Annotated in this window: 15 protein-coding genes; 12 read left to right on the forward strand and 3 right to left on the reverse strand. The window is 71.1% G+C overall.

What is annotated here, in order from left to right:
• Positions 1–73: 73 nt before the first annotated feature.
• Genes AC07DA_RS19020 through AC07DA_RS19035 form a run of 4 tightly spaced genes read left to right on the forward strand, consistent with a single transcriptional unit; the run spans position 74 to position 4,441 of the window.
• On the forward strand, positions 74–1,324 hold the full coding sequence (locus AC07DA_RS19020) for an aminotransferase class V-fold PLP-dependent enzyme (protein WP_479129312.1): 1,251 nt from the start codon (positions 74–76) through the stop codon (positions 1,322–1,324).
• Positions 1,321–2,622, forward strand: coding sequence for an ABC transporter substrate-binding protein (locus tag AC07DA_RS19025; protein WP_479129313.1), 1,302 nt, complete (start codon positions 1,321–1,323; stop codon positions 2,620–2,622). The genes AC07DA_RS19020 and AC07DA_RS19025 overlap by 4 nt, the downstream gene beginning before the upstream one ends.
• 2 nt (positions 2,623–2,624) lie before the next feature.
• Positions 2,625–3,608 carry a carbohydrate ABC transporter permease gene (locus AC07DA_RS19030; protein ID WP_479129314.1) on the forward strand — a complete coding sequence of 328 codons (984 nt, stop codon included), beginning with the start codon at positions 2,625–2,627 and terminating at the stop codon, positions 3,606–3,608.
• A complete protein-coding gene (locus AC07DA_RS19035) occupies positions 3,605–4,441 on the forward strand; it encodes a carbohydrate ABC transporter permease (protein ID WP_479129315.1) in 837 nt (278 codons plus the stop codon). Before AC07DA_RS19030 ends, AC07DA_RS19035 begins: the two co-directional genes overlap by 4 nt.
• Before the next feature lie 102 nt (positions 4,442–4,543).
• Here the strand turns inward: AC07DA_RS19035 and AC07DA_RS19040 are convergent, their stop codons facing one another.
• The gene (locus tag AC07DA_RS19040) at positions 4,544–5,566 is read right to left on the reverse strand and encodes an aldo/keto reductase (RefSeq protein ID WP_479129316.1); all 1,023 of its coding nucleotides are present in this window, start codon (positions 5,564–5,566) and stop codon (positions 4,544–4,546) included.
• A 112-nt stretch (positions 5,567–5,678) separates the two neighbouring features.
• On the opposite strand from AC07DA_RS19040, the gene AC07DA_RS19045 reads away from it, so the two are divergent.
• On the forward strand, positions 5,679–6,314 hold the full coding sequence (locus tag AC07DA_RS19045) for a TetR/AcrR family transcriptional regulator (RefSeq protein WP_479129317.1): 636 nt from the start codon (positions 5,679–5,681) through the stop codon (positions 6,312–6,314).
• 56 nt (positions 6,315–6,370) lie between these two features.
• On the opposite strand, the gene AC07DA_RS19050 is transcribed toward AC07DA_RS19045, so the two are convergent.
• Positions 6,371–7,207, reverse strand: coding sequence for a calcium-binding protein (locus tag AC07DA_RS19050; protein WP_479129318.1), 837 nt, complete (start codon positions 7,205–7,207; stop codon positions 6,371–6,373).
• A 643-nt stretch (positions 7,208–7,850) separates the two neighbouring features.
• Between AC07DA_RS19050 and aroQ the strand changes: the two genes are divergently transcribed.
• Positions 7,851–8,318: a gamma subclass chorismate mutase AroQ gene (gene aroQ, locus AC07DA_RS19055; protein WP_479129319.1), complete on the forward strand. Its 468-nt coding sequence runs from the start codon at positions 7,851–7,853 to the stop codon at positions 8,316–8,318.
• A gap of 17 nt (positions 8,319–8,335) precedes the next feature.
• Here aroQ and AC07DA_RS19060 read toward each other — a convergent pair whose 3' ends face one another.
• On the reverse strand, positions 8,336–9,286 hold the full coding sequence (locus AC07DA_RS19060; RefSeq protein WP_479129320.1) for a LysR family transcriptional regulator: 951 nt from the start codon (positions 9,284–9,286) through the stop codon (positions 8,336–8,338).
• A 170-nt stretch (positions 9,287–9,456) separates the two neighbouring features.
• Here AC07DA_RS19060 and AC07DA_RS19065 point away from each other — a divergent pair, with 170 nt between their 5' ends.
• From AC07DA_RS19065 to AC07DA_RS19090, 6 genes are all read left to right on the forward strand, one after another.
• Entirely contained in the window at positions 9,457–10,059 is a 603-nt protein-coding gene (locus AC07DA_RS19065; protein WP_479129321.1) for a (2Fe-2S)-binding protein, read from the forward strand.
• Positions 10,056–11,042 (forward strand): FAD binding domain-containing protein, encoded by a 987-nt coding sequence (locus AC07DA_RS19070; RefSeq protein WP_479129322.1) that lies wholly within the window; start codon positions 10,056–10,058, stop codon positions 11,040–11,042. Before AC07DA_RS19065 ends, AC07DA_RS19070 begins: the two co-directional genes overlap by 4 nt.
• Complete coding sequence (locus AC07DA_RS19075; protein ID WP_479129323.1) at positions 11,039–13,219, forward strand: xanthine dehydrogenase family protein molybdopterin-binding subunit; 2,181 nt, start codon at positions 11,039–11,041, stop codon at positions 13,217–13,219. Before AC07DA_RS19070 ends, AC07DA_RS19075 begins: the two co-directional genes overlap by 4 nt.
• Entirely contained in the window at positions 13,216–14,334 is a 1,119-nt protein-coding gene (locus tag AC07DA_RS19080; protein ID WP_479129324.1) for an XdhC family protein, read from the forward strand. Before AC07DA_RS19075 ends, AC07DA_RS19080 begins: the two co-directional genes overlap by 4 nt.
• A gap of 206 nt (positions 14,335–14,540) precedes the next feature.
• On the forward strand, positions 14,541–14,948 hold the full coding sequence (locus AC07DA_RS19085; RefSeq protein ID WP_479129325.1) for a hypothetical protein: 408 nt from the start codon (positions 14,541–14,543) through the stop codon (positions 14,946–14,948).
• Between the two features lie 147 nt (positions 14,949–15,095).
• Positions 15,096–15,749, forward strand: coding sequence for a SigE family RNA polymerase sigma factor (locus AC07DA_RS19090; protein ID WP_479129326.1), 654 nt, complete (start codon positions 15,096–15,098; stop codon positions 15,747–15,749).
• Positions 15,750–16,297: the final 548 nt, after the last annotated feature.

Here is a 16,297-nt window from a genome sequence, read left to right on the forward strand (position 1 = left end):
GATGCCCAGTCATCAGATGTGTCCGGCGGAGCGCGATCCTCCGCAGAACCGCCCTGCCCAGATGTGGAGTCCTGTGAGCGAGACCGAGGTGACCACCGCACCGCGCCCCCTGCTGCTGGCGGACGGCCGGCCCGCCGACCGGGCCTGGTCGCTGGATCCTGTCCTCAAGCACCTGAACCACGGCTCCTTCGGGGCCGTTCCGCTGGTGGCCCAGGAGCGGCAGCAAACGCTGCGCGCGGAGATGGAACGCTCCCCCGTCGTGTGGTTCCCGGCGCTGCCCCAGCGACTGGCCGCCACCCGGGTCGAACTCGCCGGCTTCCTGCGGATCGACGCCGACGACCTCGCCCTCGTGCCGAACGCCAGCGCCGGCGCGAGCGTCGTCTACGCCGCCCTCACCCTCCGCCCCGGCGGGGAGATCCTCGTCACCGACCACGGCTACGGGGCCGTGACGATGGGCGCCGAGCGGCTGGCCCGCCGCTGGGGCGGCCGGGTCCGTACCGCCCGGGTGCCGCTGGACGCGGACGAGGACCGGGCGTACGAAGCGGTCGTCGCCGGTCTCGGCGACGCCACCGCACTCGTCGTCGTCGACCAGATCACCTCGGCGACCGCGCGCCGGCTGCCGGTGGAGCGCATCGGGGCGCAGGCCCGGCGGCGCGGCATCCCCGTCCTCGTCGACGGCGCGCACGCGCCCGGCCTGCTCGAAGCACCCCTCGCCGGTGCCGCGTACGACTTCTGGACCGGCAACCTGCACAAGTGGGGCTGCGCCCCGCGCGGCACCGCCGCGCTCGTCGCCCGTGGCCCGCTGCGCGAGCGCCTCTACCCCCTGATCGACTCCTGGGCCGCGGCCGACCCCTTCCCCGACCGCTTCGACCAGCAGGGCACCGTCGACGCCACCGCCCATCTGGCCGCGCCCACGTCCCTCGCCTTCGTCGAACGCACCTGGGGCTGGACGGCCGCCCGCCGCTACATGGACGACCTGGCCGACTACGGCGCCCGTGTCATCGGCGCCGCGCTCGCCGAGGCGGCCGGCACGGACCCCTCGGTCGACGTCGGCATGCCCGTGCCCGGCATGCGCCTGGTCCGGCTGCCGGACGGACTCGCCGCCGACCGGATCGAGGCCGACGCCCTGCGGGACCGGGTAGCCCGGGAGCTGGGCGTGGAGGCGGCCTTCACCAGTTTCGGCGGCAACGGCTACATGCGCTTGTCCGCCCACGTCTACAACACCGCCGCCGACTACGAGTACTTCGCCGAGGACTGCGTCCCCGTCCTCGTCACGTGGGCTCGAGGCAGCTCAGGAAACTCAGGAAAGAGGTCAGCACCATGAGAAGCAGGACGGCAGCCCTCGCGCTCGGCACCGCCGCCGCGACCCTCCTCACCGGCTGTTCCACCATGAGCCCCGAGGCGAGCGGCACGGTCACCCTGAACATGGTCGAGAGCCTGACGAACCCGACCCGCACCGACCTGCTCAAGGACCTCATAGCCGACTTCGAACGGCAGAACCCGAAGATCAAGGTCAATCTGGTCTCCCCGCCCACCGAGCAGGCCGACCAGAAGCTCCAGCAGATGCTCCAGTCCGGCAGCGGGGTGGACGTCCTGGAGGTCCGGGACATCACCGTCGGACCCTGGTCGAACAACGGCTGGCTGCACGACATGAAGAAGGACCTGGACGGCTGGAAGGGCTGGCAGGCCATGACGGAGAACGCCGTCAACGCCGCCGAGGACGCGAAGGGCCGCACCTACTTCGTCCCGTACGGCTTCTACGGCCTGAGCCTCTTCTACCGCACCGACCTGATCGAGAAGGCGGGCTTCGACAAGCCGCCGGCCACCTGGCGGGAACTGCTGGAGCAGGCGTCCGCCATCCACGACCCGGCCGAACGCCGTTACGGCTACGCCTTCCGCGGCGGCGCCAACGCCCACAGCAACGCCACCGCCGCCATCGAGGCCTACCTCGCCGACGAGGTCGACCCGGCCAACGGCTTCAAGCTGAGGAACGGCCGTTCGATCTTCTCCGCTCCCGAGGCCGAGGACGCGATCGAGACCTACCTCGAACTCTTCCAGCAGGCGTCCCCGAAGTCGTCCGTCTCCTGGGGCTACCCCGAGATGGTCGAGGCGTTCTCCAACGGCTCCACGGCGTTCCTGCTCCAGGACCCCGAAGTGATCGCCACGGTCTCGGAGTCGAAGTCGATCTCCAAGGACCAGTGGGCCACGGCCCCGCTGGTCGCCGGCCCCGGCGGCAAGACCGTGCAGCCTCTGGCCACCGCCGGCTGGGGCGTCGCCGAGGGCAGCGGCCACAAGGCCGAGGCCGTGAGGCTGGTCCAGTTCCTCTCCCAGGGGGAGGCGTCGACGTCGTTCACGAAGAAGAACAGCCTGGTGCCCATCCTCAAGTCCGCGATCAGCGACCCCTTCTACAGAACGGGTCCCTGGTCGAGCTACGTCACCATGACCGAGCAGCCGGACAAGTACCTGGTCGTCACCCAGCCGCGCGGGGTCAGCTGGTGGGCCGAGTGGCAGCAGAAGGCGGACGCCGACGTGCAGAAGCTGATCCTCGGCAGGACGACGCCGAAGAGGCTGCTCGCGGGCTGGGACGCGTACTGGACCGAGAAGTGGCGGCAGGAGCAGTAGACATGCCCGTCACCTCCACAACGACGTCGAAGGCGTCGACGCCGGGTGCGCGGGAGGCCTCCGGCAGCGGAGCCCTCCCGCAAGGGGGCCGGCGCAAGCGCGAGTTCACCACCCGCCGCGGCCTGACCATCGCCGCCTTCATGGCACCGGCCGCCCTGTTCGTGGCGGTCTTCACCTACTACCCCGTGATCGCGGGCGGCCAGATGGCCTTCCGCAACTGGAAGCTGACGGACCTGACCGACACCTCGTGGGTCGGGCTGAGGAACTTCGGCGACGTCTTCGCCGACCCCGCCTGGGGCACCGTCCTGGGCAACACCGCCCTGTGGGTGGTCGGCTCGATCGTCCCGCAGCTGGTGATCGGCTTCGCGCTCGCGCTGTGGCTGCGCCGGCGTTTCCGTCTCCGCGGGGTGTACCAGGCGCTGATCTTCTTTCCCTGGGCGATCTCCGGGTTCCTCATCGGCATCCTCTTCCGCTGGCTGTTCAACAGCGAGTTCGGCGTCGTGAACGACCTGCTGCAGAAGGCCGGCCTGATCGACGAACCGATCGCCTGGCTGGCCGACCCGGACACGGCGATGGTGGCCGTGCTCGTCGCCAACATCTGGTACGGCGTCACCTTCTTCGCCATCATGATCCTCGCCGCGCTCCAGTCGATCCCGGACGAGCTCTACGAGGCGGCGGCGCTGGACGGCGCGGGCAAGGCCCGCACCCTGTTCCAGATCACCATTCCCTACATCCGCACCACACTGGCCCTGACCGTGCTGCTCCGGGTGATCTGGATCTTCAACTTCCCGGACCTGATCTTCGGCATGACCGGCGGCGGACCCAACAACGAGACGCACATCGTGACCACGTGGATGATCAAGATCACGCAGCAGGGCGACTACGGCAGGGCCTCCGCGCTGGGCCTGCTCGTCGTGGCCGGGCTGCTGGTGTTCGCGGTGTTCTTCCTCATGGCCACGCGCGAGAGGAAAGGGGTGAGGTCGTGACCGGCAAGGCATCCGCGGCCGGCCGGGCCGTCAAGTTCACCTTCCTCGGCGTGTGGCTGCTCTTCACCGTCTTCCCGCTCTACTGGATCACCGTCACCTCGCTGAAGGCGCCCGGCGACATCTTCCGCTTCCCCCTTGCGTACTGGCCCGAGCGCTTCTCCCTGGAGAACTACCGCGGCCTGTTCGGCACGGCCGACTTCGGCACGTACCTGACCAACAGCCTCATCGTCTCGACGGTGGCGGGCGTGACCGCCACGGCCATCTCGATGCTCTCGGCGTACGTGCTGGCCCGCTTCGAGTTCCGCACCAAGTCCGCCCTGCTGATGGCCGCGCTGGTCACCCAGATGATCCCGTCCTTCATCGCCCTGGGCCCGCTCTACCTGCTGATGACCGATCTGAGGCTGGTCGACAACCGCCTCGGCCTGATCCTCGTCTACATCGCGGTGTGCATCCCCTTCTGCACGGTGATGCTCCGCGGGTTCTTCGAGAACATCCCGGACGCGCTGGAGGAGGCCGCCATGATCGACGGCCTGTCGCGCTTCGCGGCACTGTTCCGGGTCCTGTTGCCGGTGATGCGCCCGGGCATCATCGCCGCGTTCATCTTCAACTTCGTCAACTGCTGGAACGAACTCTTCCTGTCGGTGACGCTCATGAACAGCGACACCAACAAGACCGTCCCCACCGCCCTGAACGGCTTCATCTCCAGCTTCAACATCGACTGGGGCTCGATGTCCGCGGCGGCCGTGCTGACGATCGCGCCCACCATGCTCCTGTTCGCCTTCGCCAGCCGCCACATCGTCCAGGGACTCACCTCGGGGTCGGTGAAGGGGTGACGGCGTCCCGAGTCCCGCCGGCATGGTTTGCACCGCCGGCGGACGCGACCCGACGGAGCCGCCGCCCGTTCATGGCCACGGACAGCCGCACGCTGCCCGGCGTCAGGCAGCCGCGCGTTCGCTGAGGGGCCGCCGGCGCAGAGCGGCGGTTTCCAGGACGGGAGGCACGTAGTCCTGGTCGAGCGTGCCCACGTCGGTGCCCGGAGGGACGATCGCGTCGATCCGGTCCAGGAGGTCGTCGCCGAGGACGACGTCGAGGCCGGCGAGGAGGTCATCGAGGTGGGCCATCGTGCGCGGCCCGATGATGGCGCTGGTGACGCCGGGATGGGCGAGGGTGAACGCCATGGCGAGGCGGGTCAGCGGCAGGCCGGCTTCCCCGGCCAGCGGAATCAGCTGTTCGACGACGTCGATGCGGCGCTCGTCGTTGAGGTGCTTGACGAAGCCGGCACGGATCAGGCTGTTCTCCTGGTTCCTGCGCACGCGGCCGGTGAGCAGTCCCTGAGCGAGCGGGCCCCACACCAGGGTGCCCATGCCGTACCGCTGGGCGACGGGCAGGACCTCGCGCTCGGCACCGCGGTTGAGGAGGGAGTAGGGCGGCTGCTCGGTACGGAAGCGCTCCAGGTTCCGGCGCTCGGCGGCCCACTGCGCCTCGACGATGCCGGAGGCCGGGGTCGTGGAGGAGCCGATGGCGCGGACCTTTCCGCTGCGGACCAGGTCGGTGAGCGCGGAGAGGGTCTCCTCGACGTCGGTCGTGGGGTCGACGCGGTGGATCTGGTAGAGGTCGATGTGGTCGGTCCGCAGCCGGCGCAGCGAGTTCTCGACCGCGGTCGTGATCCAGCGCCGGGAGGCTCCCCGCTGGTTCGGGTCGTCGCCCATCGGGCGGCTCACCTTGGTGGCCAGGACCACGTTGTCGCGGCGCCCCTTGAGCGCCTTGCCGACGACCTCCTCCGCGTCGCCGTAGGCGTCGGCGGTGTCGACGAAGTTGATGCCGGCGTCCAGCGCCCTGTGGATGACGCGGATCGACTCGTCGTGGCCCGCGTCGTTGAGCGCCGAGGCGAACATCAGCGTGCCGAGGGCGTACGGGCTGACCTTGATGCCGGTGCGACCCAGCGTGCGGTACTGCATGGGTTCCTCCTGAACTGGAAGGGCACCGGTGGGATGCCCTACCCTGCAGTTAAGCGGAAAGGTTTTCCGGAACTATACGGAAAGGCTTTCCGGTTATGCAACCGGAGGGAACATGACCAAGAAGGAAGCGCCGCCCGGGGCACCCCGCCGCACCCGCGCGGACGCCCAGCGCAATGTGGAGGCCCTGATCAAGGCCGCGAAGACGGTGTTCGACACGTCCGGGGTCAACGCACCGGCCAAGGAGATCACCGACCTGGCCGGCGTCGGCGTCGGGACGCTCTACCGGCACTTCCCGTTGCGCTCCGACCTGGTCAAGGCGGTCGTGGAGAGCGGGATCGACGCGTGCGCCGCGGCCGGGCCGCGGCTCAGCGCCACCCACGAGCCGGGGGAGGCACTCGCCGAGTGGCTGCGCCGGTACACCGAGTTCCTGGGGACCAAACGCGGACTGGCCCCCGCCCTCCACTCGGGCGATCCGGCCTACGAGGCTCTTCCCGGCTACTTCCTGGAGAAGGTCGGTCCCGTTCTCACGGAACTGCTCGACGCCGCGGCGGCCAGTGGAGCGGTGCGCGCGGACGTCAGCGCTCGTGACCTGCTGTACGCCATCGCCAACCTGTGCATGCCCGTACCGGGTGAAGGTCCCGAGTACAACCAGCGCATGGTGGCTCTGCTCATCGATGGCCTGCGCGGTCCTGGCCACGACGTCGCATCCGGCTCCCGGCCGACGGGTGGGGCGGACGCCGGAGCGTGAGGGAGGTGCGGCTCCCTCACGCGGGAGCCGCACCCGGTGGTCCCGGTCCTGCTCGTCTAGTCCTGGTGGACCTCGTCGGTCCCCGGTCCGCCGGAGAGCGTGTCCGTGCCCGCGCCCCCGCGCAGCAGGTCGTTGCCGCTGTTGCCGTAGATCTTGTCGTTCCCGGAGTCGCCGTACAGCTTGTCGTTGCCCTTGCCGCCGTAGACGAGGTCGGCACCGGCACCGCCGTGGATGACGTCGTTGCCGTCGTCCCCGTGCAGGCCGAAGCCCTGCCCCGTGGCGGTGCCCGTGAGGCTGTCGTTGCCGGGACCGCCGTGGCACTCGGCGTCGCAGTTGGTGATCGTGTCGTTGCCCGCGCCACCGAACGGACCCATGGCCCAGACTCCGCCACCGCCGTCGAGGCGGTCGTCGCCCGCGTCCCCGTAGAGCACGGCGGCGCGGCTGCCGGCGAGGACGTCGTCGCCCTCGCCGCCGTGGATCGATGTGTACGCGGAGCCGGTGACCGTCGCGGTGTCGCTGCCGTCACCGAGGTCGACGCCGTAGTTGTCCGAGTCGTCGGAGCCCACGGGGATGGCCACCGTGCACTCGACGACCTTGCGGTCGGCCGGCACCGGGTAGCTGCACGCGGCGGTGGAGACGGTGATGTCGAACCTGTCGCGGAACGTGAGCAGGTAGTCCTCGCCGAACTGCGAGGGATCGGCGTCGACCACCTTCGCGGTCACCGTCAGGTTGTTGGCCTGTCCGGCGCCTGCCTTGTACCAGAGCTCACCGTCGGCGTGCAGGAGGGAGGCCGAACTCACCGCGGCCGCCTGGGCGGTGGACGTCGCGAGCACACCGCCACCAAGGGTGAGGGCGAGTGAGGCGGTGAGGACTACGGTCCTTAACGTGCGCATGCGGAAGCAACCCTTCGCGGGATCGGTGGAGAAGTCGTCGGTACCCGGCGCGGCAGTTGTCGCGGAGACGGCACTCCGGCGAAGGAGCGAACGGCCGCGGCCACGCGCCGGGGGCGTTGTGCACGATCACCCGCTGAGACCTCGCACCCCCGGCAGGGGTTGCACCGCGATGTCACTCCGTTCTCGCAGGCGGCCTCTCTTCCCCTGCCGTTAACCCGGAGGGCGCCAGGATGAGAGCCCCTCTTCCCTTCCGCGGCCGGCGACGAGACAGCCCTTGCCCGTGAACGCATCCCGACGAGCGCGTACTTGACGGTTCCTTGACGGTTTCCGATGGCGAGCGCGTATGCCTCCGGCTGACCAGCGAGCTGCTATAGCGTGGCCCCAACCCCACAGCCAGGCACGGCACTTACTGACGTCCGGCGGTCTCGTCCGGCCCGCGGCCATCGCCATCGCCATCGCCGTCGTCGAGCACCGTGCCGGAAAGGAACGTCGAGTGTCCTCCAGAATCCCTTCCTCCCGGTCTGTGCGTGCCGGACTCACGGCTCTGATGATGACCGGGCTGCTGTCGGTCGGCGCGACGCCGGCCACAGCGGCGTCCGCGTCGGCGACGCCGAGGGGAGGACTGACCCAAGGACTGACCCCGTTGGTCGGTCTCGCTGCCGAGCGGATCCTGCTCGCCGACAAGGTGGCGGCGGCCAAGTACGGCACCGACGTCCCCATTGAGGATCCGGTACGGGAACAACAGGTGCTGGACCGGGCGGCAGCACTCGCCGCCGACGCGGGGGTCGATCCGGAAGAGACCGTGCACTTCTTCCGGGCGCAGATAGAGATGAGCAAGTTCGTACAGCGGGAGCTCCACGAGCACTGGGCAGCACACCCGGAATCGGCACCCACTGAACGTCCCGACCTGAGCACTGAGGTACGCCCCGCACTGGACCGCATCACCGTCGAGTTCATCGGTCAGCTGGCCGGTACGGAGGACCTGCGCGGCTCCACCCTGCGGTGCAAGGTCTCCCTGGTCCGGGCCAGGGAGGAGGCCCGTCACCGCTACGCGCTCGACCGGCTGCACGGCCGTGCCCTGCGGGGAGCGATCGCACCGGTCTGCACATGAGCAGCCAGCAACCGTTCTCAGTGATCGACCGGCACTGGAGCGGCACCACCCTGAAGCGGCCCATGGCCGGTCACCCGCACAGCCGTCTCCCGCATCACCTGCCGCAGCCACCGGTGAGCGGGGTCGCCGTCGACGCGGGGGTGCCAGGCGATGCCGTAGGGGAAGGGCGGGAGTTCTTCCGGGGCCGCGGCGACGCGGTAGGCGGGGTCGCCGGCGTACGGGAGGACGGCGCGGCGCGGGAGCGTCGCGATCAGTTCCGTGCCCGGCAGCGCGGCCGCCGCCGCGGAGAAGAACGGCACCCGCAACCCGACGGGCCGGCGCAGTCCGTACTCGTCGAGCCGGCGCTCCACCATCGCCTGCCCCAGGCCCAGGATGTTGACGACGACGTGCGGGTGGGCGATGAAGTCGTCCAGGGTCACCCGATCTCCGCGGACGGGATGGTCGCGGGGCAGCAGGCAGGCGAAGTCCTCGTCGAACAGCGTCTCCCACCGCAGCGCACGCGGTGCCACGACCCCGGAGATGATCAGATCCGCGCGGCCCTGCTCAATGTCGGCGAAGGACTGGTCCGTCAGTGGCGCAACGGTCAGTGAGATCCCCGGAGCCTCGCGGAGGAGGCGCGGGAAGAGGACCGGGCCGAACAACGAGGTGGCGAAGTCCGTGCACAGAACGCGGAAGTGGCCCGTCGCCGTCGCGGGATCGAAGGCGTCTCCGCGCAGCAGCGCTTCCAGCCGGGGAAGGAGCTCGGCCAGCTCCGACTGGATCTGCTGGCCCCGGGGGGTCGGTTCGTACCCGCCGCGGGTGCGCACCAGGAGCTCGTCGCCGAACGTCTCCCTCAGTCGCTGCAGGACACGGCTCATCGCCGACTGGCTCAGGTGGAAACGGTCCGCGGCCCGCGTGACGTGCCGCTCCTCCAGCAACACGGCGAGCGCCTCGAGCAGGTTCAGATCCGCGTTCCGCAGATGTGACATGGCGACAGCGTAGGCAGTTCCATGCAGGCAACGCATAAAGCCCCGCTCCCCCGGTCCGCATCATGCGCCCGACGCATGGCTGACATGCACTTTTTGCGTTGGACGGCTGATTTCCTCACGCGTCAGGCTCACTTCATCTCGCCGACCCGGGATCACAAGGAGCGACTCCCATGTCCCAACACAGCAGGCGCAGCGTCTTGAAGTCGGGGGGCGTCGCGGCGACCGCGGTGATGGTGCCCCTCTCGGGGACCGAACCGGCCGCGGCACAGACCCCGGCCGCGCAAGCGGCACGGCCCCGGACGGCCGGCACCCTCACGCTCAGGATCAACGGAGCCGAGCACCGGCTTCCGGGGGTGGAGGCCCGCGTCACCCTGCTCGACGCGCTGCGCGAGCACGCCGGGCTCACGGGCACCAAGAAGGGCTGCGACCGTGGCGAGTGCGGTGCCTGCACCGTACTCGTCGAGGGCCGGCGCACCAAAGCCTGCCTGACCCTGGCCATGATGGAGGAAGGCCGGTCGATCACCACCATCGAAGGGCTCGCCCAGGGTGATGAACTCCACCCCGTGCAGGAGGCGTTCGTCCGCCGCGACGCCTTCCAGTGCGGCATCTGCACACCGGGACAGATCATGTCCGCGGTGGCGTGCATCCAGGAAGGGCACACCGGCTCCGAGGACGAGATCCGGGAGTGGATGAGCGGCAACCTGTGCCGGTGCAGCTGCTACCCGAACATCGTCGACGCGGTGGCCGACGCGGCGAAGGCGGGACGCCGATGAGGGACTTCGCCTACGCTCGCGTGACCCGGACGGCCGAGGCCGTGCAGCTCGTCGCCCGCACCCCCGGCGCCACGTTCGTCGCCGGGGGCACGGACCTGCTGAACCTCATGAAGGACGGCGCCGAGGAGCACGACCTGGTCGTCGACATCAACCGCCTGCCGCTCCACGGCATCGAGGAGTCGGGGAACGGGTTGCGCATCGGCGCCCTGGCCAGGATGGCGGACGTGGCCCTGCATCCCGTGGTCCGCAGACGACTGCCCGTGTTGTCCCAGGCGCTGCTCGCCGGGGCGTCCCCGCAGGTCCGCAACATGGCTTCGATCGGCGGCAACCTGCTGCAGCGCACCCGCTGCTGGTACTTCCGCGGGGAGGACTTCGCCTGCAACAAGCGCACCCCGGGAAGCGGCTGTGCCGCGCTCGAGGGGCGCAACCGCTGGCACGCCGTCCTCGGGGGCAGCGACCACTGCATCGCCGTCCACCCGTCCGACCTCGCGGTCGCCCTGCGCGTGCTGGACGCCACCGTGCACACCCTCGGCCCGGACGGCACACGGACCATCGCCATGGCCGACTTCCACCGCACGCCGGACGACACTCCCCACCTCGAGAACGCCCTGCGGCACGGCGAGCTCATCACCGCGGTCGAGGTGCCGTTGCCCGCCCCGGACAGCCGTCAGCGCTACCTGAAGGTCCGCGACCGCGCCACCTTCGAGTTCGCGGTCGTGTCCGTGGCCGCCGTACTGCGCATGAGCGGCCGCACCGTCGAGGAGGCCCGCCTCGCCTTCGGCGGCATCGCCACCCGTCCCTGGCGCTCCGCCGAGGCCGAAGCAGCCCTGCGGGGCCGGGCGCTGACCGGGCGGAGCATCGCCGCTGCCGGACGCGCCCTGGTCCGGGACGCACGGCCGCGTCAGGACAACGCGTTCAAGGTCGAGCTGGTGCAGCGGGCGCTGCAGGACGCGCTCGGCCGCTTTCACGGAGGTTCCCGATGAACAGGGATGTCGTCGGCCGCCCGCTGTCCCGCGTCGAGTCACGGCTGAAGGTGACGGGCGCGGCCGAGTACACCGCCGATGTGAGGCTGCCCCGCATGGTCCACGCCTGCATGGCGACGAGCACCATCGCCCGCGGCCGGATCACCCGGATCGACACCCGGGCCGCCGAAGCGGTGCGCGGCGTGATCGCCGTCTACACGCACGAGACCATGCCGCGCCTGTCGCAGCCCACGTACCGGACGTTCCTCAAGCCGTTCATCCCCCTGCAGACACCACAGATCCGTCACGCGGGCCAGCCCATCGCCTTCGTGGTCGCGCGGACCACGGAACAGGCGCAGCGGGCCGCGGAGCTGATCGAGGTCGGCTACGAGGAATCGGGCACCCCCGAAGGCGAACTCGCCGAGGGCGAGGTGATCCGGCCGCCCGCCGGGCCGGACGGTCCCAACACCTTCCGGCGCGGCGACACGGCGGCGGGCATGGCCCGGGCGGACGTCCGGATCAAGGCCGAGTACACGATCCCCATGCATCACCACAACCCCATCGAGCCCCACGCCACCACGGCCGTGTGGGAGGGACCGAAGGTGACGGTGTACGAGACCACACAGGGAGTGGACGGCACCCGGCAGGTCGTCAGCCAGGCCCTGGGGATTCCGCTCGCCGACGTCCGGGTCATCTGCCGCTTCCTCGGCGGCGGTTTCGGCACCAAGGGCCCCATCTGGCCGCACACCGTCCTGACCTGCGCCGCCGCCCGCGCACTGGGCCGGCCGGTCAGGCTCGTACTGTCCCGGGCGCACATGTACACCTCCAACGGGCACCGTGCTCAGACGCGTCAGACCATCGAGTTCGGCGCCCGCCGCGACGGCCGTATCACCGCGCTGAACCACGTCATCACCCAGCAGGTCACCCGCGACGACGTCGCGCTGTTCAACAGCAGTGAGCCCATCCGCATGCTGTACGACGTCCCCCACCTGTCCAACGAACAGCACGCCGTGCGCCTGGACCTGCCCACGCAGAGCTTCATGCGCTCCCCGGAGGCGTGCGCCGCCCACGCCCAGGAAGCGGGCCTCGACGAACTCGCGTACGCCCTGGACATGGACCCGGTCGACCTGCGGGTGCGCAACTGGAGCGCGCGGAACATGGAGAACGGCGAGGAGTGGGGCAGCAACCACCTCCGTGAGTGCTACCGCCGTGCCGCGTCGGTGTTCGGCTGGTCCCGGCGCGACCCGCGGCCCCGCTCGATGCGTGACGGCGGTGAACTCGTCGGCTGGGGCATGGCCACCTCCGCGCACACGGCGGGCGGCAGGCCCGGCGCCGGGGCCCGTTTGACGCTGGGCACCGACGGCAAGGTGCGCATCCAGGTCGGCACCCAGGACAACGGCACCGGCACATACACCATCATGACGCAGATCGCCGCGGAGGTGCTCGGCGTGCCCGTCTCCGATGTGACCTTCGAACTCGGCGACAGCGCCTTCCCCTTCAGCTTCGCCTCCGGCGCCTCCACCACCGCGCCCGGCGTCGGCAGCGCCGTCAACCGCGTGTGCACCGCCGCGCGCGGGGCCGTGATCGACCTGGCCGTGGCCCAGCCTGGCTCACCGCTGCGCGGCGTCCCCGCCGACCGGGTGGACACCGCCGACGGCCACCTCTTCGACACCGCCGACCCCCGCACCCGGGTCAGTCACCGCTCCGTGGTCGGCCACGGCGGCAAACCCCTGACCTTCCAGGTCGAGCCCGTCGACACCCCGCTCGGCTACTCGACCGGCGCCGTGTTCGTCGAAGTCCGCGTCGACCCGCTGCTGGGCCGGGTGCGGGTGACCCGCGTGGCCGGGTGCTACGACCCGGGCACCGTCCTCAACCGCAAGACCGCGCGCAGCCAGGTCCTGGGCGGGGTGATCTGGGGCATCGGCTTCACGCTCCTCGAACACACCCTCGTCGACCCCGCGACCGCGCGGATCGTCAATCCGAACCTCTCCGGCTACCTGATCCCGGTCAACGCCGATGTCCCCGACATCCAGGTCCAGTTCATCGACGAACCCGACCCGGTCAGCGGCGCCCTCGGCGCCCGCGGCTTCGGCGAGACGCCCATGACCGGGGTCACCGCCGCCATCGCCAACGCCGTCTTCCACGCCACGGGCAAGCGTGTGCGCGACCTCCCCCTCACCCAGGACAAGCTGCTGTGACCGGCCGCGACGACGTCTGGGACGCGCTGTACGAGGCGTGGTCCTCGGGCGAGGTCTCCGGCCTGGCGACGGTGGTGCGCACCTCCGGCTCCGCCCCGCGCCCGGCCGGGTCGGCCATGGTGCTCACTCCGCAAGGGCGGGTCGTGGGCTCGGTGTCCGGCGGCTGCGTCGAGAGCGACGTACTCGAACGGGCCCGTGAGGCCGTCCGGAACGGCGGCACCGATCAGGTGACCTACGGCATCAGTGACGACGACGCCCTTGCCGTCGGCCTCACCTGCGGCGGCACGCTGGAGGTCTTCGTGGAACCCGTCGGCGTCCGTACCTTCCCCGAACTCGCCGAGGTGGTGCGGTCCGTGCGGGCCGGGATCCCCACGGCCGTCGCCACCGTGGTGAACCATCCGCGTCCGCAAGCCGTCGGCACCCACGTGGTCCTGCGCGCCGACGACCGCTGCGGCAGCCCGCGCCCGCGGCACACGCCACCGGAGCTGATGGACCACGCGCGGACCCTGCTGCGGCGCGGTGACAGCGCGCTGCTGAGCCACGACACCGAGGGCGTCCGCGTCTTCGTGCGCACGGTCGCGCCGCGTCCACGGATGTTGCTGTGCGGCGCCGGAGACTTCGCCTCGGCCCTCGCGTCCATCGGCCGGACACTGGGCTACCGGGTCACCGTGTGCGACGCCCGCCCGGTCTTCACCACCGCCGAGCGCTTCCCGGACGCCGACGACGTGGTGGTGGCCCGGCCCGACCAGTACCTGGCAGGCGAGGCCGCGGCCGGGCGGGTGGACGCGCGGACGGTGGTCGTGTCCTTCAGTCACGACCCGAAGGTCGACATCCCCCTGCTGCGGACCGCGCTCGGGCTGGATGTCGCGTACGTGGGCGCGCTGGGCTCACGGCGCACCCATCTGCGGCGCACCGCGGCCCTGCGCGAGTCCGGCGTCACCCCACTCGCCCTCGCGCGGTTGTCCTCCCCGGTGGGACTCGACCTCGGCGGGCACTCCGCAGCGGAGACGGCCGTCTCGATCGCCGCCGAGATCATCGCCCACCGGCACGGCGGCCGGGGAGTGCGTCTGTCCGACCGCGACGGACCGGTCCACGCGACACGGGCGGTGGGGTGACGGCGAGCCTTCGACTGACGCGGACCGCGGCTCAGTGATCCAGATCACTGGATCGCCTCCGCATCGGTGTCGCCCGACCTGCAACCCCAAGGGGCTTGAGACGTCTGTCGGAATGGATGCGCCTCCAGCACAGGGCCTCCGCATGGCAAGCCATCCATGCCGGACGGCCGACCCGGCAAGTCGAGACCCACGAACCGAGGACGAACATGTCAGTACGTCACGCCGCTTCCCGCAGCCCCCGCCCCGGCCGGGCCCGTACCGCCCTGGGAGTCTCCCTCATGGGCGCCGCGCTGACCCTCGGCGGAGCCTTCACGGCCCATGCCGACACCACCGCGCCCGACGCCACCGAAGCCGAGAAGGCTCACTCCACCACCCCCGCGAAGTCCACCTCCACCGCCAAGCACGCCAAGCCCTACGTCTCCGGATCCGAGACGCCCGCCCTCAGCAGCGAAACGGACGTCCCCAAGCACGCCAAGCCCGCCCAGCCGGTGCAGCGGCCCGCGACCCCGGCCCCGCGGCCCGCGCAGCCGCACGCGCCCGGGTCGGAGACCGACGTCCCTGACGACGCCGAGCCCGCCCAGCCGGTGCAGCAGCCCGCGACCCCGGCCCGGTGAGCCCTCCGGCGCGGATCGGTTCCCTGATCCGCGCCGGCCGTCCGGCACCACCACGTGCACGCACGCTGCGGGGCCCGAGCCCCCAGCACGGTCCGTCCACCCGGGCGCCCGGGTGGACGGACCCGCACCGCAACGCCCAGGAGACACGTGAGCACAGCGACGATCCCCACCCCCGCACCGCCGGTGACCTGGTGGCAGAGCCTGCGCAGGCTCGTACAGGGCGGACTCGCTCCGCGTTCACCGACCACTCGGGCGGACGGCTGGCGCAGGCCGTTGCACGCGCTCTCCCCCGGCACGGGCGCAGCGGGGGGCGAGGACGGCTTCAGCGAGCTGTACCACCATCGTCGGCTCGCTCTCGTGCGGCTGGCTCTGCTCCTGGTGGACGACCTCCCCACAGCGGAGGACGTCGTGCAGGACGCCTTCACGGCCCTCCTGCACCGCCACGGCCACCGGCTCGCCGGCCTGGACGACCCCGAGGCCTACCTGCGCACCAGCGTCGTCAACAAGGCACGCTCCGTCCTGCGCCGGCGGCGCACCGCACGCGCCTACGTCCCCGAGCGCGAACGCCCCTGCCCCTCCGCGGACCACGGCGTGCTCCTCGCCGAAGCGCACCAGGAAGTGATCGACGCGTTGCGGCGCCTCACCCCCAGGCAGCGCGAGGTCCTGGTGCTGCGCTACTGGTCGGACCTCACCGAAGCGCAGATCGCCGACACCCTCGGCATCTCCCGCGGGACGGTCAAGTCAACCGCCAGCCGGGCCCTGGACGCCCTCGGCAGACAACTGCAGGAGACACCCCGATGACCACGGACCGGCGATGAACCCCGGCCGGCTCCCCCGCGAGGCGCTCGAACAGCGACTGCGCGAGGCCCTCACCGCCCGGGCCGACACCGTCGAAGCGGGACACCTGCGGCCTGCCCGCCTGCCCACCGGGCCGAGGCGGTGGCGCCTGCCCCTTCGCCGTACCGCCGTCGCGCTGCTGGGGCTGGCCGCAGCCGCCGCCTGCGCCGTGTTCGCGGTCACGGACGACCCCCCGGATCGTCCGGCCCCTCCGGCAGGCACTCCCCCGCATTCGGTCGGCCCGCCCACGACGCCGGCCCCGGCCTCCCCCGCCGAACCGGTTGCGCCACCCGGCGGAGCGAGCACCGGCGAAGCACCTGACCCGGCGTCCCCGGCCACCACCACGGGTCGGTGACCTGCCGGTCGACGCCGCCCGGCAGCGCCGGCTTTTCGGAGGACACGGGCACCGGTACCGGCATCCGGCCAAGAAAGGCGGGAATTGGTTCTCCGCACACCGAACCGCTTCCGCACATCGCGCATCTTCAGATGCGTAGGCGCGCGCTGACCTCGCG

Source organism: Streptomyces sp. NPDC044921 (assembly GCF_056432865.1).